Origin of the sequence: Microbacterium sp. JZ31 (assembly GCF_016805985.1) — a bacterium.
GTDB lineage: Bacteria > Actinomycetota > Actinomycetes > Actinomycetales > Microbacteriaceae > Microbacterium.
The window spans coordinates 1,644,454-1,666,241 of sequence record NZ_CP017661.1 but is presented as its reverse complement, the minus strand read 5'-3'; the positions used below and the strand labels follow the sequence as shown (position 1 = coordinate 1,666,241).

At 70.8% G+C, this 21,788-nt stretch carries 20 protein-coding genes and 1 tRNA gene; 16 read left to right on the top strand and 5 right to left on the bottom strand.

What is annotated here, in order from left to right; genetic code table 11:
- Positions 1-2: 2 nt before the first annotated feature.
- Both BJP60_RS07935 and valS read right to left on the bottom strand, forming a co-directional pair.
- Complete coding sequence (locus BJP60_RS07935; protein WP_203139111.1) at positions 3-245, bottom strand: hypothetical protein; 243 nt, start codon at positions 243-245, stop codon at positions 3-5.
- The gene (gene valS, locus BJP60_RS07930; RefSeq protein ID WP_203135262.1) at positions 245-2,809 is read right to left on the bottom strand and encodes a valine--tRNA ligase; all 2,565 of its coding nucleotides are present in this window, start codon (positions 2,807-2,809) and stop codon (positions 245-247) included. The genes BJP60_RS07935 and valS overlap by 1 nt, the downstream gene beginning before the upstream one ends.
- Before the next feature lie 270 nt (positions 2,810-3,079).
- Here valS and BJP60_RS07925 point away from each other — a divergent pair, with 270 nt between their 5' ends.
- The gene (locus tag BJP60_RS07925) at positions 3,080-3,904 is read left to right on the top strand and encodes an endonuclease domain-containing protein (RefSeq protein ID WP_203135261.1); all 825 of its coding nucleotides are present in this window, start codon (positions 3,080-3,082) and stop codon (positions 3,902-3,904) included.
- A 114-nt stretch (positions 3,905-4,018) separates the two neighbouring features.
- Here BJP60_RS07925 and BJP60_RS07920 read toward each other — a convergent pair whose 3' ends face one another.
- Entirely contained in the window at positions 4,019-4,675 is a 657-nt protein-coding gene (locus tag BJP60_RS07920) for a pentapeptide repeat-containing protein (RefSeq protein WP_203135260.1), read from the bottom strand.
- A gap of 248 nt (positions 4,676-4,923) precedes the next feature.
- On the opposite strand from BJP60_RS07920, the gene ileS reads away from it, so the two are divergent.
- Genes ileS through ndk form a run of 4 tightly spaced genes read left to right on the top strand, consistent with a single transcriptional unit; the run spans position 4,924 to position 10,468 of the window.
- Positions 4,924-8,280 carry an isoleucine--tRNA ligase gene (gene ileS, locus BJP60_RS07915; RefSeq protein WP_203135259.1) on the top strand — a complete coding sequence of 1,119 codons (3,357 nt, stop codon included), beginning with the start codon at positions 4,924-4,926 and terminating at the stop codon, positions 8,278-8,280.
- Positions 8,277-9,662 carry a bifunctional folylpolyglutamate synthase/dihydrofolate synthase gene (locus BJP60_RS07910; RefSeq protein ID WP_238439344.1) on the top strand — a complete coding sequence of 462 codons (1,386 nt, stop codon included), beginning with the start codon at positions 8,277-8,279 and terminating at the stop codon, positions 9,660-9,662. The genes ileS and BJP60_RS07910 overlap by 4 nt, the downstream gene beginning before the upstream one ends.
- A complete protein-coding gene (locus BJP60_RS07905) occupies positions 9,659-10,045 on the top strand; it encodes a DUF4233 domain-containing protein (protein WP_203135258.1) in 387 nt (128 codons plus the stop codon). The genes BJP60_RS07910 and BJP60_RS07905 overlap by 4 nt, the downstream gene beginning before the upstream one ends.
- A 3-nt stretch (positions 10,046-10,048) precedes the next feature.
- Complete coding sequence (gene ndk, locus BJP60_RS07900) at positions 10,049-10,468, top strand: nucleoside-diphosphate kinase (RefSeq protein WP_203135257.1); 420 nt, start codon at positions 10,049-10,051, stop codon at positions 10,466-10,468.
- 210 nt (positions 10,469-10,678) lie between these two features.
- Here the strand turns inward: ndk and BJP60_RS07895 are convergent, their stop codons facing one another.
- Entirely contained in the window at positions 10,679-11,266 is a 588-nt protein-coding gene (locus BJP60_RS07895) for a vitamin K epoxide reductase family protein (protein ID WP_203135256.1), read from the bottom strand.
- Positions 11,267-11,536: 270 nt separating this feature from the next.
- On the opposite strand from BJP60_RS07895, the gene BJP60_RS07890 reads away from it, so the two are divergent.
- Positions 11,537-14,158 carry an Rne/Rng family ribonuclease gene (locus BJP60_RS07890; protein ID WP_203135255.1) on the top strand — a complete coding sequence of 874 codons (2,622 nt, stop codon included), beginning with the start codon at positions 11,537-11,539 and terminating at the stop codon, positions 14,156-14,158.
- A gap of 20 nt (positions 14,159-14,178) precedes the next feature.
- On the opposite strand, the gene BJP60_RS07885 is transcribed toward BJP60_RS07890, so the two are convergent.
- Positions 14,179-14,451 (bottom strand): DUF4031 domain-containing protein, encoded by a 273-nt coding sequence (locus BJP60_RS07885; protein ID WP_203135254.1) that lies wholly within the window; start codon positions 14,449-14,451, stop codon positions 14,179-14,181.
- A gap of 230 nt (positions 14,452-14,681) precedes the next feature.
- Between BJP60_RS07885 and rplU the strand changes: the two genes are divergently transcribed.
- The 10 genes from rplU to BJP60_RS07835 all read left to right on the top strand — a co-directional run bounded on the left by rplU (position 14,682) and on the right by BJP60_RS07835 (position 21,759).
- Entirely contained in the window at positions 14,682-14,990 is a 309-nt protein-coding gene (gene rplU, locus BJP60_RS07880; protein ID WP_203135253.1) for a 50S ribosomal protein L21, read from the top strand.
- Positions 14,991-15,014: 24 nt separating this feature from the next.
- Positions 15,015-15,269: a 50S ribosomal protein L27 gene (rpmA, locus tag BJP60_RS07875; RefSeq protein WP_055991412.1), complete on the top strand. Its 255-nt coding sequence runs from the start codon at positions 15,015-15,017 to the stop codon at positions 15,267-15,269.
- An 86-nt stretch (positions 15,270-15,355) separates the two neighbouring features.
- The gene (gene obgE / locus BJP60_RS07870) at positions 15,356-16,864 is read left to right on the top strand and encodes a GTPase ObgE (protein ID WP_203135252.1); all 1,509 of its coding nucleotides are present in this window, start codon (positions 15,356-15,358) and stop codon (positions 16,862-16,864) included.
- Positions 16,861-17,673, top strand: coding sequence for a glutamate 5-kinase (proB, locus tag BJP60_RS07865; protein ID WP_203135251.1), 813 nt, complete (start codon positions 16,861-16,863; stop codon positions 17,671-17,673). Before obgE ends, proB begins: the two co-directional genes overlap by 4 nt.
- A 70-nt stretch (positions 17,674-17,743) precedes the next feature.
- Positions 17,744-19,021 carry a glutamate-5-semialdehyde dehydrogenase gene (locus BJP60_RS07860; protein WP_203135250.1) on the top strand — a complete coding sequence of 426 codons (1,278 nt, stop codon included), beginning with the start codon at positions 17,744-17,746 and terminating at the stop codon, positions 19,019-19,021.
- Between the two features lie 58 nt (positions 19,022-19,079).
- Positions 19,080-19,304, top strand: a complete 225-nt coding sequence (locus BJP60_RS07855) for a hypothetical protein (protein ID WP_203135249.1) — start codon at positions 19,080-19,082, stop codon at positions 19,302-19,304.
- Positions 19,305-19,313: 9 nt separating this feature from the next.
- Complete coding sequence (gene nadD / locus BJP60_RS07850; RefSeq protein ID WP_257793725.1) at positions 19,314-19,913, top strand: nicotinate-nucleotide adenylyltransferase; 600 nt, start codon at positions 19,314-19,316, stop codon at positions 19,911-19,913.
- Positions 19,910-21,226: a hypothetical protein gene (locus BJP60_RS07845; RefSeq protein ID WP_203135247.1), complete on the top strand. Its 1,317-nt coding sequence runs from the start codon at positions 19,910-19,912 to the stop codon at positions 21,224-21,226. Before nadD ends, BJP60_RS07845 begins: the two co-directional genes overlap by 4 nt.
- Positions 21,226-21,612, top strand: coding sequence for a ribosome silencing factor (gene rsfS, locus BJP60_RS07840; protein WP_203135246.1), 387 nt, complete (start codon positions 21,226-21,228; stop codon positions 21,610-21,612). Before BJP60_RS07845 ends, rsfS begins: the two co-directional genes overlap by 1 nt.
- A 71-nt stretch (positions 21,613-21,683) precedes the next feature.
- Positions 21,684-21,759, top strand: a tRNA-Ala gene (locus tag BJP60_RS07835).
- The last annotated feature ends 29 nt before the right edge of the window (positions 21,760-21,788 follow it).

The window sequence follows — 21,788 nt, the reverse complement described above, 5'->3', positions numbered from 1 at the left end:
ACTCAGCGCTCCTCGTCGTCCATGCCGTCGATGTGGCCGACCACCGCGAGGCCGTCCGCGCCCAGCGTCACGGTGACGCCCGTGTCGAGCTCGGCGATCGGCCGCCCCTCGAGCCACGTTAGCGTCCATCCGGGCTTGGGGCCCTCGGGGAGGTGGGCCTCGACCTGCGCGATCGTCTCGTGCAGTTCCGTCGGCACCGACGCCGGCGGCTGAGATCCTGCGGTCCAGCGGGTTCCGAGCTGCATCATGCCTCCGTCTCCGCGAGGTCGATCCGCGTCACCGCGAACTCCTCGCCATCGGTGATCTCGAGGTCGTGGATCCGGCCCACGGCCTTCAGGTCCCCGGCCACCAGGCGCAGGGCCGCGGCGGTCGCCGCGGGCGCGGTGATCGCCGCCTGCGCCACCGGGGTCTTCTGAGACGCCTTCGCCTCGGTCTTCGCCCGGCGCACGCCGATCAGGGCCTCGCTCGCGGCGGCGAGCACTGCGGCATCGCCCTCCACGCCGGTCGGCGCCGGCCAGGGCGCCGTGTGCACCGAGCCCTCGCGGAACCACGACCACGTCTCCTCGGCCGCGAACGCGAGCACGGGAGCGAACAGCCGGATGAGCGTCTCCAGAGCGGTCCGCAGCGCGAGCGCGGCGGACGCCTGGCCCGGATTCGCCTCGTCGTACGCGCGCTCCTTGACGAGCTCGAGGTAGTCGTCGCAGAAGGTCCAGAAGAACGACTCCGTCAGCTCGAGCGCGCGCGCGTGGTCGAACGCGTCGAGCGCCGCTGAGGCGTCCGTCACCACGCGATCGAGCGTCGCGAGCATCGACAGATCCAGCGGCTCGGTGACCTCCGCGCCCTCGGGCACGGGGAAGCCGAGGACGAACTTCGCGGCGTTCAGCAGCTTGATCGCGAGCCGGCGGCCGATCTTGATCTGCGTCGGGTTCTGCGGATCGAAGGCGGCGTCGGTGCCCAGTCGGCTCGACGCGGCCCAGTAGCGCACGGCGTCCGACCCGTGCTGCGCCAGGATGTCCGCGGGCGTGACGACGTTGCCCTTCGACTTCGACATCTTCTTGCGGTCGGGGTCGACGATGAAGCCCGAGATCGACGCGTTCGTCCACGGCGTCCGGTCGTCTTCGAGAGCGCTGCGCAGCAGGGTCGAGAACAGCCAGGTGCGGATGATGTCCTGTCCCTGCGGGCGCACGTCGAACGGCGCCACGAGGTTCCACAGCTCCTCGTCGCGCTGCCAGCCGCCCACGATCTGCGGCGTCAGCGACGAGGTCGCCCACGTGTCGAGCACGTCCGTCTCGCCGACGAACCCGCCCGGCACGCCGCGCTGGTCCTCCGCGTACCCGGCGGGTGTGTCCGTGGACGGATCCACGGGCAGCTGCTCGGGCGTCGCGTACAGCACCTCGCCCTGCTCGCCGTTCTCGTCGAGCGTGTACCAGACGGGGATCGGCACGCCGAAGAACCGCTGGCGCGACACGAGCCAGTCGCCCGTGAGGCCGTTGACCCAGTTCTCGTAGCGGACGCGCATGAACTCGGGGTGCCAGTCGATCTGGCGCCCCAGCTCGAGCAGGCGCTCCTTCAGCTTCTCGTCGCGCGCGCCGTTGGTGAGGTACCACTGCTTGGTCGAGACGATCTCGAGCGGCCGGTCGCCCTTCTCGAAGAATTTCACGGGGTGCATGAAGGGCTTGCCGACCTCGCGCAGGCGGCCCGAGGCCTCGAGCAGCTCGGCCATCTTCTTCTTGGCGCTGAAGACCGTGAGCCCCGCGAGCTCGGCGTAGGCGGACCTGCCCTCGTCGGAGGTGATCGCGTCGGGGGCGTCGGCGACCACGCGGCCGTCGAGGCCGATGATCGTCCGGATCGGCAGATCCAGCTCGCGCCACCAGATCATGTCGGTGACGTCGCCGAACGTGCAGATCATGGCGATGCCCGTGCCCTTGTCGGGCTGCGCCAGCGGGTGGGGGAGCACGGGCACCTCAACGCCGAAGACCGGCGTCGTGACGGTCTTGCCGAAGTACGGCCGGTAGCGCTCGTCATCCGGATGCGCCACGAGCGCGACGCACGCGGCGAGCAGCTCGGGCCGCGTCGTCATGATCTCGATGTCGCCCGATCCGTCCGTCTTGGCGAAGGCGATGCGGTGGAAGGACGCCTGCTGCTCGCGGTCCTCGAGCTCGGCCTGCGCGATCGCGCTGCGGAAGTCGACATCCCACAGCGTGGGCGCGAGAGCGCGGTACGCCTCGCCGCGGTCGGCGGAGCGCAGGAAGGCGAGCTGGCTCGTCCGGATGGTCTCTTCCGAGATCGTGCGGTAGGTCTGCGTCCAGTCGACGGAGAGGCCGAGCATGCGCCACACCTCCTCGAACGTCTTCTCGTCCTCGACCGTGAGCGTCTCGCACAGCTCGATGAAGTTGCGGCGGCTGACGGGCACCTGGTCGGCGGCCTTCAGGCTCTTGGCGTTGCCCTCGAACGGGGGTGTGAAGTCGGGGTCGTACGGCAGCGACGGGTCGCAGCGCACGCCGTAGTAGTTCTGCACGCGACGCTCGGTCGGGAGGCCGTTGTCGTCCCAGCCGATCGGGTAGAACACGGTCTTGCCGCGCATGCGCTCGAAGCGCACCTTGACGTCGGTGTGCGTGTACGAGAAGACGTGACCGATGTGCAGCGATCCCGAGGCGGTCGGCGGGGGAGTGTCGACCGAGTACACGCCCGCGCGGCCCGAGGCCTTGGCGGCGTCACGGTCGAACAGGTACGTACCCTGCTCTTCCCATGCGGAACCCCACTTGTCTTCGAGACCCTCGAGGGCGGGCTTGTCGGGAATGGCGGCCATAACGGATCTCCTCTGTATATGCGGCACGGTGTCTGCGTGCCTGAGTGTGGGGTTGTGCCCCCGAGTCTACCCGCCGGGCCGATGCGGACCGGGGTGCAGGGCGGAAGCCGGAACGGAGGACCGGATGGCGCATCCCCTCCTCCGTTCCGGCTCCCGTCCTGAGATCTGTCCGCGGGATGCGGTTCGTCCCCAGCAGCCGAAGGCGGCCTGTCGTCCCAATCCGGGGCCGCACGCCGGACGGAAGGACGCGCGAACCGCGACGGTGGTGGCATGGATCCCGTCGCCTTCGTCGCCGAGCGCGGCGGTGTCGTGCGCGTTCGCGCCCTGCTCGACGCCGGCGTGGCAATGGCCGCAGTCAAGCGCGCGAGGCGCGACGGCGCCCTGACATCGCCGCGCAACGGCTGGGTGGCCGTTCCCACGGCGGATCCTGTAGTCCGCTGCGCCGCCGAGCTCGGCGTCGTGATCACCTGTGTCACCCGCGCGGAGCGCGTCGGCCTGTGGACGTTCGGCGGCGACCGGTTCCATGTCGCGGCGGACCCGCGTCACAGCCTTCCGCGCCCGACCGAGGCGCGCGTTCATTGGGCGAGAGCCGTGGTGCCGCGCCCGGAGGGAACGCTCGAGGACGGGATCGAGAACACGCTCGTGCTCGTCGCCGAGTGCCAGCCGTTCGAGCACGCCCTGGTGGTGTGGGAGTCGGCCCTCCGCGCAGGGCTCGTGAGCAAGGAGATCCTGCGGTCGCTTCCGCTGCGGGAGCGGGTGCGGCGGGTGCTGGATGCCGCGCAGCCGTTCGCCGACTCCGGTCTGGAAACCGTGGTCGTCCCGCGTCTGCGGTTCCTGAAGCTGCCCTTGCGCCGGCAGGTCGTCCTGGCCGGCAAGCCGGTCGATCTGCTGATCGGCGATCGTCTTGTGCTGCAGATCGACGGCGGGCATCACGTCGGACCGCAGCGCGTCAAGGACAACCTGCACGACGCCGAGCTGACGCTGCGCGGGTACCACGTCATCCGCGTCAGCTATCAGCAGGTGATCGACGACTGGCCCACGGTGCAGCAGCTCATCATGATCGCGGTCGCGCAGGGACTCCACCTGGCGCGTTGAACGGCTCCGGGATCCAGGACGGCGGCCGGAACGCAGGGCGGGATCCTCCAATCGTTCCTTCGTTTCGGCTCGCGTCCTGAGATCCGGGCACTCCGCTCGCTCCTCGAGTGACGCTCAGTCGCGCACGTCGATGCCCGCCGCCGCCGCGAAGGCGGGGGCGAGGCGCTCGACCTGCCGGGACGTGAGCGTCACGCCGCGCAGGGCGAGCACGTCGAGGAAGGACGCCGCGTCCAGGCCGCGCAGGTCGACGTCCGTCGCGCGCATGCCGCGCGGATCCACCTCCTCTGCCCGGCAGTCGTCGAACGCGAGCCGCGTGATCGCCGCGTGGGGGAGATCCAGCGTCCGGATCGCGCACCCCGCGATCAGGACGTCCTCGGCCCGCGCCCCGCCGAGCGTGAGGTAGTCGATCCGCACGTCGCGCAGCTCGAGCTCGGCGAGCTGCGCCCCCGCGAGGTCGAGCGTGCCGATCCTGCCGCCCGTGATCCGCACGCGGCGGATGGTCGTGTCCCGCGCCGAGACGGATGTCGCCTTCAGATCCGATATCGAGACGTCGATCAGCGTCGCGCCGGTGAGGTCGAGCGCATCGACCGCGGCGGCGTCGATGGCGCACTCCTCGAGCGCGGAGTGCGCGAGGTCCACGGTTCCGCTCAGCTCGGCGAAGCGCACCTGGTGCGCATCCGCGCGTCGCGTCGCCACGCCCTCGCCGAGGTGCCGCGGCAGGTCGGGCGCCGAGACACGGGGCGGAACAGGACGCTGCACGGAACGGGCCATGCCGCCACGGTATCCCCGAGCGCCGACAGCCCGTAGAATCGGGGGACACGCTTTGATCCGGCCATCACCGGGGAGCTCGCGGAAGAACAGGCCTCGGCCCCAGTAGAACCGCGCGGGGCAGGCCCGTCACAGCCGCAGTGAGAGCGGCGGTCTCGCGAGAGACCGCAACGCGGGGTGGTACCGCGGCTCCTGCCGTTCGCCGGCAGAGGTCGTCCTCGCAGACCGAATCCGGATCTGCTGGAGTGCTGATGACCTACCCGAAGTCCTCGTCGTTCGGACCCGCCGCCGACCAGGCCGCCACGATCGTGCCGAGCCCGCGCTTCCCCGAGATCGAGCGCGACGTCCTGTCGTTCTGGGAGCAGGACGACACCTTCCGCGCCTCGATCGCGCAGCGCGACGGCGCCGAGGAGTGGGTCTTCTACGACGGCCCGCCGTTCGCGAACGGCCTGCCGCACTACGGACACCTGCTCACGGGCTACGCCAAGGACCTCTTCCCGCGCTTCCAGACCATGCGCGGCAAGAAGGTCGACCGCGTCTTCGGCTGGGACACCCACGGCCTTCCCGCCGAGCTCGAGGCGATGAAGCAGCTCGGCATCACCGAGAAGAGCGAGATCGAGGACATGGGCATCGACGCGTTCAACGCGAAGGCCCGCGAGTCCGTGCTCGCCTACACGCGCGAGTGGGAGGACTACGTCACGCGCCAGGCCCGCTGGGTCGACTTCGAGCGCGGCTACAAGACGCTCGACACCACGTTCATGGAGAGCGTGCTGTGGGCGTTCAAGCAGCTGTTCGACAAGGGCCTCGCCTACGAGGGCTACCGCGTGCTGCCGTACTGCTGGCGCGACCAGACGCCGCTGTCCAACCACGAGCTGCGCATGGACGACGACGTCTACAAGAACCGGCAGGACCCGTCGGTCACGGTGACGTTCCCGCTCACGGGCGAGAAGGCGGCCGCGCTCGGCCTGGATGGCGTGCGCGCGCTGGCCTGGACCACGACGCCCTGGACCCTCCCGACCAACATGTCGCTCGCGGTCGGTCCGGCGATCACCTACGCCGTCCTGCCCACCGGACCCGAGGGCGCGAAGGAGGGCGCGACGGGCGACGAGTTCCTGCTCGCCGAGGACCTCCTGGGCGGCTACGCGAAGGACCTCGGCTACGCGTCGGCGGACGACGCGAAGGCGGCCGTGCGCACGCGCGTCACGGGCGCCGACCTCGCCGACGTGCGGTTCGAGCGGCTGTTCGACTACTTCGCCGACACCGAGAAGTGGGGCACCCAGAACGCGTGGCGCATCCTGGTCGACGACTACGTCACGACCGGTGACGGCACGGGCATCGTCCACCAGGCCCCGGCCTACGGTGAGGACGACAAGCGCCTGAACGACGCCGCGGGCATCCCGACGATCGTCTCGCTGGGCGACGACGGCCGCTTCCTCGACATGGTCCCGGATGTCGCGGGCGAGCTCTGGATGGACGCCAACACGCCGCTCGTGCGCCTGCTGCGCCAGAACGGCCGCCTGCTGCGCCTGCAGTCGTACGAGCACTCCTACCCGCACTGCTGGCGCTGCCGGAACCCCCTGATCTACAAGGCCGTGTCGAGCTGGTTCGTGCGCGTCACCGACTTCAAGGACCGGCTGCTCGAGCTCAACGAGCAGATCACGTGGGCGCCCGAGAACGTCAAGCACGGCCAGTTCGGCAAGTGGCTCGAGGGTGCCCGCGATTGGTCGATCAGCCGCAACCGGTTCTGGGGCTCGCCGATCCCGGTGTGGAAGTCGGACGACCCGAACCACCCGCGCGTCGACGCGTACGGCTCGCTCGAGGAGCTCGAGCGCGACTTCGGCACCCTGCCGCGCAACGAGCAGGGCGAGATCGACCTGCACCGTCCGTACATCGACCAGCTGACGCGCCCGAACCCCGACGACCCGACCGGCAGGAGCACGATGCGCCGGATCGAGGACGTCTTCGACGTCTGGTTCGACTCGGGATCCATGCCCTTCGCCCAGGTGCACTACCCGTTCGAGAACGCCCAGTGGTTCGACACGCACGCGCCGGCCGACTTCATCGTGGAGTACATCGGCCAGACGCGCGGCTGGTTCTACGTGATGCACGTGCTCTCGACCGCGCTGTTCGACCGCCCCGCGTTCTCGGGCGTCTCCTGCCACGGCATCGTGCTCGGCAACGACGGCCAGAAGATGTCGAAGTCGCTGCGCAACTACCCGGACGTGTCCGAGGTGTTCGACCGCGACGGATCCGACGCGATGCGCTGGTTCCTGATGTCCTCTAGCGTCCTGCGCGGCGGCAACCTGATCGTGACGGAGGAGGGCATCCGCGCCGGCGTGCGCGAGTTCCTGCTGCCGCTGTGGAACTCGTGGTACTTCTTCGCGACGTATGCGAACGCGGCAGGCGGATCGGCGGGCGCGGGGTACGAGGCCACGTGGCGCACGGACTCGACCGACGTGCTCGACCGCTACATCCTGGCGCTGCTGGGCGATCTCGTGCGGGACGTCGCCACCGACCTCGACGCGCTCGACTCGACGACCGCCTCGGCGCGCCTGCGCGACTTCGCCGAGGTGCTGACGAACTGGTACATCCGCCGCTCTCGCGACCGGTTCTGGACGGGCGTGAGCGACGACCCGCGCAGCCGTGAGGCGTTCGACACGCTCTACACCGTGCTCGAGACCCTCACGCGCGTCGCGGCGCCGCTGATCCCGCTCGTGTCCGAGCGCGTGTGGCAGGGCCTGACGGGCGGGCGCAGCGTGCACCTGGCCGACTGGCCGGATGCCGCTGCGTACCCGGACGCCGCCGACATCCGCGAGGCGATGGATGCCGTGCGCGAGGCCTCGAGCGTCGCGAACGCGCTCCGCAAGAAGGAGGGCCTGCGCGTGCGCCTGCCGCTCGCGAAGCTCACGGTGGTGACCGCTCATGCGGGCCTGGAGCAGTTCGAGGACATCCTGCGCGAGGAGCTCAACGTGAAGTCCGTCGAGCTCGTGGCGCTGGGCGACGACACCGCCGCGGAGTTCGGCATCTCCCACCGCCTGACGGTCAACGCCCGCGCGGCGGGGCCGCGTCTGGGCAAGCAGGTGCAGCAGGCGATCCGCGCCGCGAAGGAGGGCGACTGGTCCGAGCAGGACGGCGTGGTCACCGCGGGCGGCCTGACGCTCGAGCCGGGGGAGTACGAGCTCGTCCTCGAGACCACCGGACGCCCGGAGGGCGAGGCGCTCGCGCTGCTGCCGACCGGCGGCTTCGTGCTGCTCGACACCACGACGACGCCCGAGCTCGAGGCCGAGGGCCTGGCGCGCGACGTGATCCGCGCCGTGCAGGACACCCGCAAGGCGGCCGGCTTCGACGTCAGCGACCGGATCCGGCTCTCGCTCGCGTTCGCCGACGAGGCGGACGCCGAGGCGGTGCGCGCCGCGTTCGACGTCGCCGACGTGGCGGGCGAGACGCTCGCCCTCGAACACGTCGTCAGCACCGGGTCCGACGCCGGCGACGCCGAGCACACGGCGCTCGTCAAGAAGGGCACGTACGCCAACAGGGGCGACTTCGCGGTCGCCGTGAGCCGGATCCCCCAGGCGGGCGCCGACGAGTCGAACGGAGCAGCCGCGTGAGCGACGAGGACGACATCATCGAGGGCACGCCCGGGGACCGCCGGCGCGCCGACGCGGTGTACCAGACCCTGCTCTCCCGGGCGGGCGAGCGCTGGGTGCAGCCGCGCAAGGAGCGCACGGCGCGCGTGCTGGAGCTGCTGGACGACCCGCAGCGCACCTACCGGGTCGTGCACGTCACGGGCACGAACGGCAAGACATCGACGAGCCGGATCGTCGAGAGCCTGATCCGCGCGCACGGGCTGCGCACCGGTCTGTTCACGAGTCCGCACCTGGAGCGCTTCACGGAGCGGATCCTCATCGACGGCCGGCCGATCGCCGACGCGGCCGTGGCGGACGCGTGGGACGAGATCCAGCCGTTCGTCGGGATCGTCGACGCCGAGCTCGAGTCGCAGGGCGAGGAGCCGCTGACGTTCTTCGAGCTGCTCACCGTGCTGGCCTTCGTGGCGTGCGCCGACGCCCCGATCGACGTGCTCGTGCTCGAGGTCGGCATGGGCGGTGCGTGGGACTCCACGAACACGGCCGACGGCGACGTCGCGGTGTTCGCGCCCATCGACATGGATCACGCGGATCGCCTCGGCGACACGATCGAGGAGATCGCGACCGTCAAGGCCGGGATCATCAAGGACGGTGCCCGGGTCGTCTCGGCGCGGCAGCGCCCCGAGGTCGAGCGCGTGCTGCGGCAGGTGGCGGCGGACAAGGGCGCCGAGATCGCGTTCGAGGGTGCGCAGTTCGCGCTGACGGAGGACAAGCTCGCGGTCGGCGGGCAGCTCATCACGGTGCGCGGGCTGGCGGGGGAGTACCCCGAGGAGTACCTGCCGCTGTACGGGCGTCACCAGGGCGCGAACGCGGCCCTGGCGATCGCCGCCGTCGAGTCGCTGATCGGCGCCGCGACGCAACCGATCGCGGGCGCCGTGCTCACCGAGGGCCTCGCGGAGGCGACATCGCCCGGCCGCCTGCAGCTGGTCGGCGTCGAGCCGACGGTGATCGTCGACGCCGCCCACAACCCGCACGGCGCCGCGGCCCTCGCCGCGGCCCTGCGTGAGGCGTTCGACTTCGACGAGTGGGGCCTCGTGCTCGGCGTGCTCGGCGACAAGGACGCCATCGGCATCCTGCGCGAGCTCGCACCCGTCGCCGCCCACGTGTTCGCCACCGCGCCGGACTCCGAGCGCGCGACGGATCCGGATGCCCTCGCGGACCTGGTCGAGAGCGCGGGACTGCGCGTCACGGTGCATCCGAACCTCGGCGAGGCCGCGGACGCGGCGCGCGAGTGGGCGTCCGAGGCGCCGCGGCGCGCGGTCGCGATCGCCGGATCCGTCGTCCTCGCCGGCGAGGCGCTGCGGCTTTCGCAGGAGGAGGACTGGAAGAGCGGGTGGCAGCGATGAGCCGCGCGCCGAAGGCGCCGCGCTATCGGCCGCTGCCCGAGAAGCTCGGCCAGGTCGTGCTGGGCTTCGAGGCCATCATCGTGTTCCTCGCGGGCCTGGTGATCTACGGACTGCGGGCGCTCCCCGAGCCGATCGCCCCGTGGTGGGGCATCGTCGCCGGGGTCGTCGTCGCCCTGGCGATGCTCGTCACCACGGGCCTGCTGCGGCGCCCGTGGGGCTTCATCGTCGGGTGGGGGCTGCAGGTCGTCGTCGCGCTCGGAGCGATCCTCGTGCCCGCGATCCTCATCGTGGCGCTCGTGTTCGGCTCCATGTGGGCGTATGCGACGATCGGAGGGGCGCGGATCGAGCAGCGCGTCCAGAACGAACGAGACAGCAAGGGATAAGACATGGCCACCGAAGAGACCCTCGTCCTGATCAAGCCGGACGGCGTCGCCCGCTCCCTCGTCGGATCGATCCTCGCCCGCATCGAGGCCAAGGGGTACTCGCTCGTCGACCTCCGTCTCGTCGAGCCCAGCCGCGACCTGCTCGCGCAGCACTACGCCGAGCACGAGGGCAAGCCGTTCTACGAGCCGCTGCTGGAGTTCATGATGTCCGGTCCGGTCGTCGCGATCCGGGTCGCCGGCAACCGTGTGATCGAGGGCTTCCGCTCCCTCGCCGGCACGACCGACCCCACGACGGCCGCGCCCGGCACGATCCGCGGCGACTTCGGTCGCGACTGGGGCGTCGCGGTCCAGCAGAACCTCGTGCACGGATCCGACTCGCCCGAGTCGGCCCAGCGGGAGCTCGGCATCTGGTTCTCCAACTGACCAGGGGGCGCCTCGCCTCCGATTCGAAACGGTCCGGACCTGGCCGCGGGGTGATCCCGCAGGCGATCCGGGCCGTTTCGACTCGCTGCGCTCGCTCAACGAACAAGCGGGGCCGGGGGTCCTCGCTTCCTGCTCGTTGAGCGAGGAGCGCAGCGACGAGTCGAAACGGTCCGGACGCGGACGGGTTGAACCCGCCCGGTGAGAGCCCCGTCAGAACAGCTGGTCCAGCACGTCCAGTCGCACTTCCGCGATCACCGCGATCACCGCGTAGCTGACGATCGCGAGCAGCGGCAGCCAGCCCATCACCGCGCCGGCACCGCGGCGCCAGCGGGACGGGCCGGCCGTGCGGATCACGTGCAGCAGCACGGCGTAGAACGACGGGATCGTCACGACCCACGTGACCATGCACCACGGGCACAGCGTCCCGATCACGAAGATGCTCTGGCCGATCAGCCACACGACGAAGCCGAATGCGAACGTCATCCCCGCGAGGAACAGCAGCCAGAACCAGCGCGCGAACCGTGCGCCCGCCAGGATCGCCACGCCGACCACGATCGGCGCGATCCAGCCGCTGAGGCCCAGGATCGGGTTCGGGAAGCCGAACACCGACCCCTGCCACGACTCGAGGTTCTTGCCGCACTGCACGAGCGGGTTGAAGTCGCAGGAGGCGGTGGCGGTCGGATCCATCAGCAGATGGAAGCGCTCCATCGTCAGCGAGTAGGCCGCCCACCACCCGACGACGCCTGCGATCACGAGCCAGACGGCGAGGGCGACGGGGCGGGTTCGGGGCTGGGTCACGGGCCCATTCTCTCGCGCGCGACCTGTGACACGGATCCGCGGAGCGCGCCCGCGTGCGATGTGCGCGCCGGGGGTGCGATAATGACCTGTGACGCACCCGCGGCCGCGCCGCGACCGCGTCGATTGAAGACTTCGGGGCAAGGGATGCCCCGCGCGACCAGAGCCATGAGCCGGTCGCAGGCCGAAAGAGTTCGCGGTTCCGTCGAGAGCGGGACCGCCAGAGATTTCCGGGCGACGCGCGGATGTCCGCCCGCAGGGAGCACGCCAGAGATGGCTGAACAGCACAATGAACAGGACGAGCGCACCTTCGACGAGACGGCGGACGCGGTAGCGTCCGAGTCGACTCAGGACGGCGCACCCGCCGCGGAGGTCCAGGCCTCCGAGGACCAGGTCGAGGACCAGGCGATGGACGAGGCGCCCGCGGGGGAGCCCGAGACGGAGGCTCTCGTCGCTGAGGAGCCCCCCGCCGAGGCCCCCGCCGTCGAAGCGCCCGCCGCCGAGGAGCCCGTCGTCGAGGGGCCCGTCGCCGAGGAGCTGCCTGCTCCCGAGGCGCAGGACGCTTCGGTCGAGGTCGAGCCGGACGCGGCGGTCGAGAGTGCCGCCGATGGCGACGCCGAGTCCGAGCCGCCGGCGGAGAACGGCGCCAGCGAGCCCGAGGCCGCCGCCGAGCCCGAGGCCAACGCTGAGCCCGAGGCCGCCGCTGAGCCCGAGGCCTCGGCCGAGCCCGAGACCCCCGAGCGTCCGACCGCCGTGAGTCTCGGCCTGCTGCCCGAGGAATTCGTGTCGCAGGTCTCGACGGCCCTGCACTTCTACGCGCCCGACGTCCAGCCGCTGCCCGCCCTCCCGGCGCCGGAGGAGGAGCCCGCCGCGGGCCGCTCGTCGCGCCGTCGCCGTCGTCGCGGCGGGGCGGAGGGAGAGCCTGAGGCGCAGGCCGCGCCGGTCGAGGAGAGCACCGGACGCCGCCGCCAGCGCGTCGTCGAGGTCGTCACGGAGCCGCAGCGCATCAAGGGCTCGACCCGACTGGAGGCGAAGAAGCAGCGCCGGCGAGACGGTCGCGAGGCCGGTCGCCGCCGTCCCGTCGTCACCGAGGCCGAGTTCCTCGCGCGCCGTGAGGCCGTCGACCGCCAGATGATCGTGCGCTCCAAGAGCGGCCGCGTGCAGATCGCGGTGCTCGAGGACAACGTCCTCGTCGAGCACTACGTCGCGCGCAGCCAGGACGCGTCGCTGATCGGCAACGTCTACCTCGGTCGCGTGCAGAACGTGCTGCCGAGCATGGAGGCCGCGTTCGTCGACATCGGTCGCGGCCGCAACGCCGTGCTCTACTCCGGCGAGGTCGACTGGGACTCGGTCGAGACCGGCAATCAGCCGCGCCGCATCGAGCTCGCGCTCAAGCCCGGCGACAAGGTGCTCGTGCAGGTCACGAAGGATCCGGTCGGCCACAAGGGCGCGCGCCTCACGAGCCAGATCTCCCTGCCGGGGCGCTACCTCGTGTACGTGCCCGGCGGCGCCATGAACGGCATCTCGCGCAAGCTCCCCGACACCGAGCGCTCGCGCTTGAAGAAGATCCTCAAGGAGGTGCTGCCGGAGTCCTCCGGCGTCATCGTCCGCACGGCCGCAGAGGGTGCGACCGAGGAGCAGCTGACGCGCGACGTCAACCGCCTCACGTCGCAGTGGGCGCACATCAACTCGCTCGTCGAGAAGGGCAACGCCCCGAGCCTGCTGCACAGCGAGCCCGACCTGCTGGTCAAGATCGTCCGCGACGTCTTCAACGAGGACTTCACGAAGATGCTGATCCAGGGCGAGGAGGCGCAGCGCACGATCACGAGCTACCTCGAGGGCGTCGCGCCCGACCTCCTCGACCGGATCGAGAAGTACGAGGACGAGCGGGATCCGTTCGACGCGTACCGCATCACGGAGCAGATCGAGAAGGCCCTCGACCGAAAGGTCTGGCTGCCCTCCGGCGGATCGCTCGTGATCGACCGCACCGAGGCCATGACCGTCGTGGACGTCAACACCGGCAAGTTCGTCGGCTCGGGCGGCAACCTTGAGGAGACCGTCACGAAGAACAACCTCGAGGCGGCCGAGGAGATCGTGCGCCAGCTGCGCCTGCGTGACATCGGCGGCATCATCGTCGTCGACTTCATCGACATGGTGCTCGAGTCGAACCGCGACCTCGTGCTGCGCCGCCTCGTCGAGTGCTTGAGCCGCGACCGCACGAAGCACCAGGTCGCCGAGGTGACATCTCTCGGGCTCGTGCAGATGACGCGCAAGAAGCTCGGGCTCGGCCTCCTCGAGACGTTCAGCGAGCCCTGCGAAGTGTGCGCCGGACGCGGCGTGATCGTGCATCACGACCCGGTCGCCAAGCACCGCCCGAGCGGCGGCGGCGGCAACGGCGGGGGTTCCGGATCCGGCTCCGGCCGCCGCTCGCGCGGCTCCTCCAACGGCAACGGCAACGGCGGCAACGGCAACGGCAACGGCCCGACGTCGAGCGCGGCGGCGAGCACCACGGGCACGCACGTGATCACGGAGGGCGTGAAGTCCGCGCTCGCGCAGATCGCGGCGTCGACGATCCATCCGGCCGAGAAGGCGGAGGCGCTGGCCGAGGTCGCGATCGAGCTCCCGGAGGGCCCGCGCACGCCGGCGAAGCAGGACGCGCCCAAGGACGCCCAGGAGGGCGGCTCACGCGCCGAGCGGCCCAAGAAGGGCCGTCGCAAGCGTCAGCAGTCCGAGCAGCCGAAGACCACGACCGACACGCTGCTCGACTCCGTGCTCAATGCGCTGCCCGAGCCGAAGGCGCCCGGTCAGGGGCGCAGTCGCAGCCGTCGCGTCACCACGGCGGCGCTGACCGGCACCGCGGTGCCCGTCACTCCGGTCGCCGTCACCGAGGACTGACGCCGCGAGCGGCGCGGGTGCTACAGCCCGCGCCGCTCGCGCGCCGTCACGCGCAGACCGGAGGCGATCAGCGCCCGCACGAGCTCCTTGCCGCTCACATGACGCGCGCCGGCCGCGATCAGGCGCGGCACCGCATCCTGCGGCACGTCGTAGTGGTCGCGGTCGAACGAGCGCGCCGGCAGGCCGGAGGCCTCGGCGAAGGCGTGCAGCTCGTGCAGATCCGCGTCGCTCACCAGGTGCGCCCAGAGTCGCCCGTGCGCGGGCCAGACCGGATCGTCCACCAGGATCGCCATCCCACGATCGTAACCAGGACGATGCGGACGCGACGCGCCGGTTCGGCGCTTTTGCCGGATCCCTGCCCGATCGGGTAGAGTATTCCTTTGGTGCGTCCCCTGTGTCGCGCGCCCTCGACGGCGGCGCGGCGAAAGTCTTGCAGACGCCCCTCGCGGCCAGCGAGAGCAAGCGAAGTCTTTCCGTGAGATACCGGAGCCGGACGAGGCTCCCCAATGAAAACAGGTGTGAAGTGGTTTACGCAGTTGTGCGCGCCGGTGGCCGGCAGGAGAAGGTCGAGGTCGGCACCATCGTTCAGCTCGACCGTGTGCAGGCTGCCGCGGGCGAGACGATCGAGCTGCCCGCCGTCCTCTTCGTCGACGGTGACAACGTGACGACCGACGCTGAGAAGCTCGCGAAGGTCAAGGTCACGGCCGAGGTCGTCGGCAACCTGCGCGGTCCGAAGATCGTCATCCAGAAGTTCAAGAACAAGACCGGCTACAAGAAGCGCCAGGGCCACCGTCAGGAGCTCACGCGCGTCAAGATCACCGGCATCAAGTAAGTCCCAGAGAGCAGAGGCTGAGCAATGGCACATAAGAAGGGCGCGAGCTCCACTCGCAACGGTCGCGACTCCAACGCCCAGCGACTGGGCGTGAAGCGCTTCGGCGGTCAGGTCGTCAGCGCGGGCGAGATCCTCGTCCGTCAGCGTGGCACCCACTTCCACCCGGGCGCCAACGTCGGTCGCGGTGGCGACGACACGCTGTTCGCCCTCGCCGCCGGTGCGGTCGAGTTCGGCAACAAGGGCGGCCGCAAGGTCGTCAACATCGTCGCGGGCGAGTAAGTCTCCTCCGCGCGAGCACATTCATCGTTGAACGGGGCGAGCTTCGGCTCGTCCCGTTCTTCTGTTTCTGAGAGTCTGTGGGGATCATGGTCACGTTCGTCGATGAGGTGACGCTCCATCTGCGCGCCGGCAAGGGCGGCAACGGCTGCGTCTCCGTCCGCCGTGAGAAGTTCAAGCCGCTCGGCGGCCCCGACGGCGCCAACGGCGGCGACGGTGGCGACATCGTGCTCGTCGCCGACCCGCAGACGACCACGCTGCTGAGCTATCACCACTCGCCGCACCGTTCCGCAGGCAACGGCGGCTTCGGCATGGGCGACATGCGCTCGGGTGCGCAGGGCGAGGACCTCGAGCTCCCCGTGCCGGTCGGCACGGTCGTGAAGGACCCGTCCGGCGAGGTGCTCGTCGACATGATCGAGCCGGGCATGCGCTTCGTCGTCGCCCCTGGCGGTCGCGGCGGCCTGGGGAACGCCGCTCTCGCGTCCCCCAAGCGCAAGGCCCCCGGCTTCGCGCTGCTCGGCACGCCGGGCTGGGAGGGCGACGTCGTCCTCGAGCTCAAGACCGTCGCGGACGTGGCGCTCGTCGGCTTCCCGTCCGCCGGCAAGTCGAGCCTGATCGCCGCGATCTCGGCCGCGCGACCGAAGATCGCCGACTATCCGTTCACCACCCTGCACCCCAACCTCGGCGTCGTGCAGGCCGGTGACGTGCGCTTCACGGTCGCGGACGTTCCGGGCTTGATCGAGGGCGCGAGCGAGGGGCGCGGGCTCGGCCTCGAGTTCCTGCGTCACGTCGAGCGCTGCACCGCGCTCGTGCACGTCCTCGACTGCGCCACACTCGAGCCCGGTCGCGACCCGCTCAGCGATCTCGAGGTCATCCGCGCCGAGCTCGGCGCGTACCCGGTGCCGGAGGGGCAGCTGCCGCTGCTCGAGCGCCCGCAGCTCGTCGTGCTGAACAAGACGGACGTGCCGGAGGCCGAGGAGCTCGCCGCGTTCGTGCGCCCCGACCTCGAGGCGCAGGGCTACCGCGTGTTCGAGATCTCGACCGTCGCGCGCAAGGGCCTGCGCGAGCTGACCTTCGCGATCGGCGAGATCATCGACGAGCACCGCAAGGCCCAGCCCGCCGCGCCCGACAAGCCGCGCGTGGTGATCCGCCCGAAGGGCTCCCAGAAGGAGTTCGAGATCCGGGTCGAGGGCGGTACGTACGGCAACGTGTACCGGATCCTCGGGGAGAAGCCGACGCGCTGGGTGCAGCAGACCGACTTCCAGAACGAGGAGGCCGTGGGCTTCCTGTCCGACCGCCTCGACAAGCTGGGCGTCGAGGACGAGCTGTTCCGCGCGGGCGCGGTGCCCGGATCCACCGTCGTCATCGGCGAGGGCGACTCGGTCGTGTTCGACTGGGAGCCGTCGATCGGCTCGGCCGCCGAGCTCATCCAGGCTCCGCGCGGCACCGATCCGCGTCTGATGCAGGGCGGGCGCCGCACGAGCAACGAGCGCCGCGAGCAGTACCACGCGCGTCAGGACGCTCGCGCCGCCGCGCGCGCCGAAGCGGAGGAGCTGCGCCGGTCGCGTCGTGACGACGTCGTCGAGGGCGACGAGTGACCGCTCGGGATCGCGCGGGCCTCGCGGCCGCGCGGCGCATCGTCGTGAAGGTCGGCTCGTCCTCGATCAGCGGTGAGGCATCCTGGCGCATCCCGATGCTCGTGAAGGCCCTCGCCGACGCGCACCGGCGCGGCGCCGAGGTGCTGCTCGTGTCCTCGGGAGCGATCGCGACCGGCATGCCGTTCCTGGAGCTCGACGCGCGTCCGACCGATCTCGCCACCCAGCAGGCCGCGGCCGCGGTCGGGCAGAACGTGCTCGTGTTCCGCTACCAGGAGGCGCTGCGGCCGTTCGGCATCGTGGCGGGCCAGGTGCTCCTGACCGCGGGCGACCTCGAGAACACCACGCACCGCAGCAATGCGCAGCGGGCGATCGAGCGCCTGCTCGGGCTGCGCATCCTGCCGATCGTGAACGAGAACGACACGGTCGCGACGCATGAGATCCGCTTCGGCGACAACGACCGGCTGGCCGCGCTGGTGGCGAAGCTCGTGGCGGCGGATGCGCTCGTCCTGCTCAGCGACATCGCGTCGCTCTACACGAAGCCGCCGACCGAGCCCGGCGCGGAGCCGCTCGACGTGATCGCGCACGATGCGGATCTCAGCGGCCTGGAGTTCGGCTCCACGGTCGTCAACAGCGTCGGCACCGGGGGAGCGGCCACGAAGGTCTCGGCCGCACGCCTCGCAGCGGGCGCCGGGATCGGCGTCCTCGTCACGAGCGCGGACCTCGTCGCCGACGCCCTGTCGGGGTCCCAGGTCGGCACGTGGTTCGAGCCGTCTCCGGCCGCCGTGCCGCTCGGTACACTCTCCGAATAGCCGCGTCCCGCCCGGAAGGGCGTCGACGGACGCGCCGCGCACATCCTGAACCCCAGCGGAGAGAAGCGCCATGAGCATCGTGGAGACCCCGGACGTCGTCGTCGACACACCGCAGGATCGGCTGCGTCTCGCGAAGGACGCCGCGCGCGTCACCGCGCGTCTGACGAGCGGGCAGAAGGCCGAAGCGCTGCACGCGATCGCGGATGCGGTGCTGACGCACTCCGACGAGATCATCGCGGCGAACGCGGACGACCTCGCGCGCGGCGAACGCGACGGCATCGGGGCCGGCCTCCTGGACCGCCTGCGTCTGGATGCCAAGCGGGTCGCGGGTCTGGCCGACGCCGTGCGGGACGTCGCGGCGCTGCCCGATCCGGTCGGCGAGGTCGTGCGCGGGCACCGCATGCCGGGAGGCGTCAACCTCGAGCAGGTGCGCGTCCCGTTCGGGGTGGTCGGGGCGATCTACGAGGCGCGCCCGAATGTGACCGTCGACATCGCGGCGCTCGCCCTGCGCTCCGGCAACGCGGTCGTGCTGCGCGGCGGCAGTGCGGCGCTGTCGTCGAACACCACGCTGGTCGCGGTCATGCGCGACGCGCTCGAGGCGCAGGGCGTCAGCCCCGACGCCATCCAGTCGGTCGACGCGTTCGGGCGCGACGGTGCCAAGGCGCTCATGCACGGGCGCGGCTTCGTCGACGTGCTCGTGCCGCGCGGCAGCGCCGGCCTGATCGAGACCGTGGTGACCGAGTCGACCGTGCCGGTGATCGAGACGGGTGCCGGCAACGTCCACATCGTGCTCGACGAGACCGCGCCGGAGGACTGGGCGCGCGACATCGTCGTGAACGCCAAGGTGCAGCGCCCCAGCGTGTGCAACGCGGTCGAGACCGTGCTCGTGCTGCGCAGCGCCGCCGATCGGCTCGTCGCGCCCGTCGCCGCGGCCCTGCAGGCGCAAGGCGTGACGGTGCACGGCGACGACACCGTCCGGACGCTCGCTCTCGGTGTCGAGCCGGCGACCGAGGAGGACTGGGCGACGGAGTACCTGAGCCTGGACATCGCGATGCGCGTCGTCGACACGCTCGACGACGCGTTCGCGCACATCCGCCGGTACTCCACGGGGCACACCGAGGCGATCATCACGACGGATGTGCGCAACGCGGAGCGCTTCCTCGCCGAGGTCGACTCCGCCGTCGTGCTCGTGAACGCATCGACGCGCTTCACGGACGGAAGCGAGTTCGGCTTCGGCGCCGAGGTCGGCATCTCGACGCAGAAGCTCCACGCGCGCGGTCCCATGGGGCTTCCCGAGCTGACGAGCACGAAGTGGCTCGGCCGTGGCTCCGGTCAGGTCCGCGTCTGAGAGATAAGCTTGTCGGGCACGTTCTCTACACCCGTGCCACAACCCGAACGGAGCACGAATGCACCTCGCCGCAGCGCTTGCCGTCGCCGCAGCCGCCGAGACGGAACACGAAGGCAACGTCATGCTGATGACGCTGCCCGCCGGCCTCATCGCAGCCGTCGTCTTCACGCTGCTGGCAGTCGTGACCGCGTCGTACCGCAACGTCTCGAACCGCCACGCCGACCCGGCACAGGTGCAGGCGACCGAGGGTCATTCCGAGCACGAGACGGGACACGGCCACTAGGTCGTCCTTGTGACGGTGCAGCCGAGGCCGCCGCGGATCGGGGTGATGGGCGGGACGTTCGATCCCATCCATCACGGTCACCTCGTGGCCGCGAGCGAGGTCGCCCAGTCGTTCGACCTCGATGAGGTCGTGTTCGTGCCGACCGGGCAGCCCTGGCAGAAGCAGGAGGTCTCGCCCGCCGAGCAGCGCTACGAGATGACGGTCATCGCGACCGCGTCGAATCCGCGCTTCACGGTCAGCCGGGTGGACGTCGACCGCGAGGGGCTCACCTACACCGTCGACACGCTGCGCGACCTCAAGGCGGAGCGACCCGACGCCGAGCTGTTCTTCATCACCGGCGCCGACGCCGTGGCGCAGATTCTCAGCTGGAGGAACCACGATGAACTGTGGGATCTCGCCCACTTCGTCGCGGTGTCGCGTCCCGGCCATGTCCTCGACATCGAGGGACTGCCGAGCGCGGACATCAGCCAGCTCGAGATCCCGGCGCTGGCGATCTCGTCGACGGACTGCCGTGATCGCGTGAGCCGCGGATTCCCGGTCTGGTACCTCGTGCCGGACGGGGTCGTGCAGTACATCGCGAAGCATCATCTGTATCGGAGCAATGCATGAGCACACCGGACGAGTTGTCGCAGCCGCTGACTCGCCGTCAGCTGCGCGAGCTGAAGCTGACCGGTCAGACGCCCGTCATCAGCGCTGAGGACATCGAGGCCGCCAAGGCCGCGCGCGACGCCGAAGCGGCGCACGCCCCGGCCGAGATCGACCCGCGTGGGGAAGCGGACGTGGTCGAGGCCGCCGTCGTGGAGTCGGGCCCGGCCGTACCCGAGGCCGCCGAGCCGGACGGCGTCGACGCCGAGCCGGACATCGTCGACGCCGAGGTGGTCGAGGAGCCGTCGGCGGACGCCCAGCAGCCCGACATCGTCGCCGCGCAGAACGAGGAGGCAGCAGCGCTGGACGCCGCTGCCCAGGAGTCGTCCGCGCCGTCCGTTCCCGCAGAGGGACAGCGCCCGCTCACGCGCCGAGAGGTGCGCGAGCAGGAGCGCATGCGCACGGCGCAGTTCGCCGTGGTGTCCCCTGACGAGGCCGAGTCGCCCGATGCGCCGACCTCCGAGGAGGAGTCCGCCGAGGAGGAGCCGAACCTCGCCGCGATCGAGACGAAGATCGTCGGCGAGAACGAGACCTCGGTGCTGTACGAGGTCGTGGAGGTGCCCTTCGAGCACCGTGCCGCGGAGGAGGAGTCCGACGCCCCGGTGCACGGCGAGCCTGTGCCGTTCGAGCGCGAGCTGCCGGTCGCCCACCTCGTGTACGAGGACGCCGCCGAGCCCGGGAGCGCGGAGACGCGTCCCGACGAGGAGTTCGCGGAGTCGAGGGTCGAGACGGTGTACGTGCCGGAGGACGCGCCGGCCGCGGACGAGCCGGAGCAGCGCCCGACGGTCGCGCCCGCGTTCGGGGCATCCCTTCTGAAGGAGCCCGCGGCGGAGCAGCCTGCCTCGTTCGAGGAGATCCTGTCGCGCTCCAACGATTCGAGCGGCACGTCGACGGCCGCGAGCGCGCTCATCCTCGCGGCCGATCCTGGATCCATCCCGCTGTCGGCGCCGATCGACGCCACCGGCGAGATCCTCGTGACGAGCACTCACGCGCTGCCGGATGGGTTCGGCTCGCGCGGCCACGCCGCCGGGACCACGGACGGCAAGGACGTGGACGTCGTGCTGATCGACGGCGAGCTGCCGCTCGCGTCGTCACCGACGCCGATCGCCGCGAGCGACGCGGTGAGCACCTCGAAGAGCCCGGCGGAGGTGATCCGCCCGCCGGCACCGGAGAAGACGCACCGCCTCACCCTGATCCTCGGCATCGCGGCGGGCGTGCTGGGCGTCGCTCTCATCGGCGTGGTGGTCGCCGCATTCACAACAGGAGTTCTGGGCTGATGGCCTCTGCCGAATCGCTGACAATGCTCAAGATCGCCGCGGCTGCGGCGGATGCGAAGGGCGGCGAGGATCTCGTCGCCCTCGACGTCTCCGAGCCCCTTCCGCTCGTCGACGTCTTCCTGATCGTGACGGGCCGGAGCGAGCGCAATGTGGCGGCGATCGCCGACGAGATCGAGGACAAGCTGAACGAGGCCGGGCACAAGCGCCTGCGTCGTGAGGGTCGCGCGGAGTCGCGGTGGGTGCTGCTCGACTTCGGCGATCTCGTCGTGCACGTGTTCCACCAGGAGGAGCGCGCCTTCTACGCGCTCGAGCGCCTGTGGAAGGACTGCCCGGTGCTGCCGGTCGAGGTCCCGGGCCCCGGCGCGGCGACGCGCCCGGCGGAGTGACGCGATTTCACCTGCGCGTCGTCGTGTTGTAAGCTGAATGAGTTGTCCGGGGCTTCTACCGGACAGCACCTGGGTCTGTGGCGCAGCTGGTAGCGCACCTGCATGGCATGCAGGGGGTCAGGGGTTCGAGTCCCCTCAGATCCACCAAGAACCCCCGCTCCGGCGGGGGTTTTCCG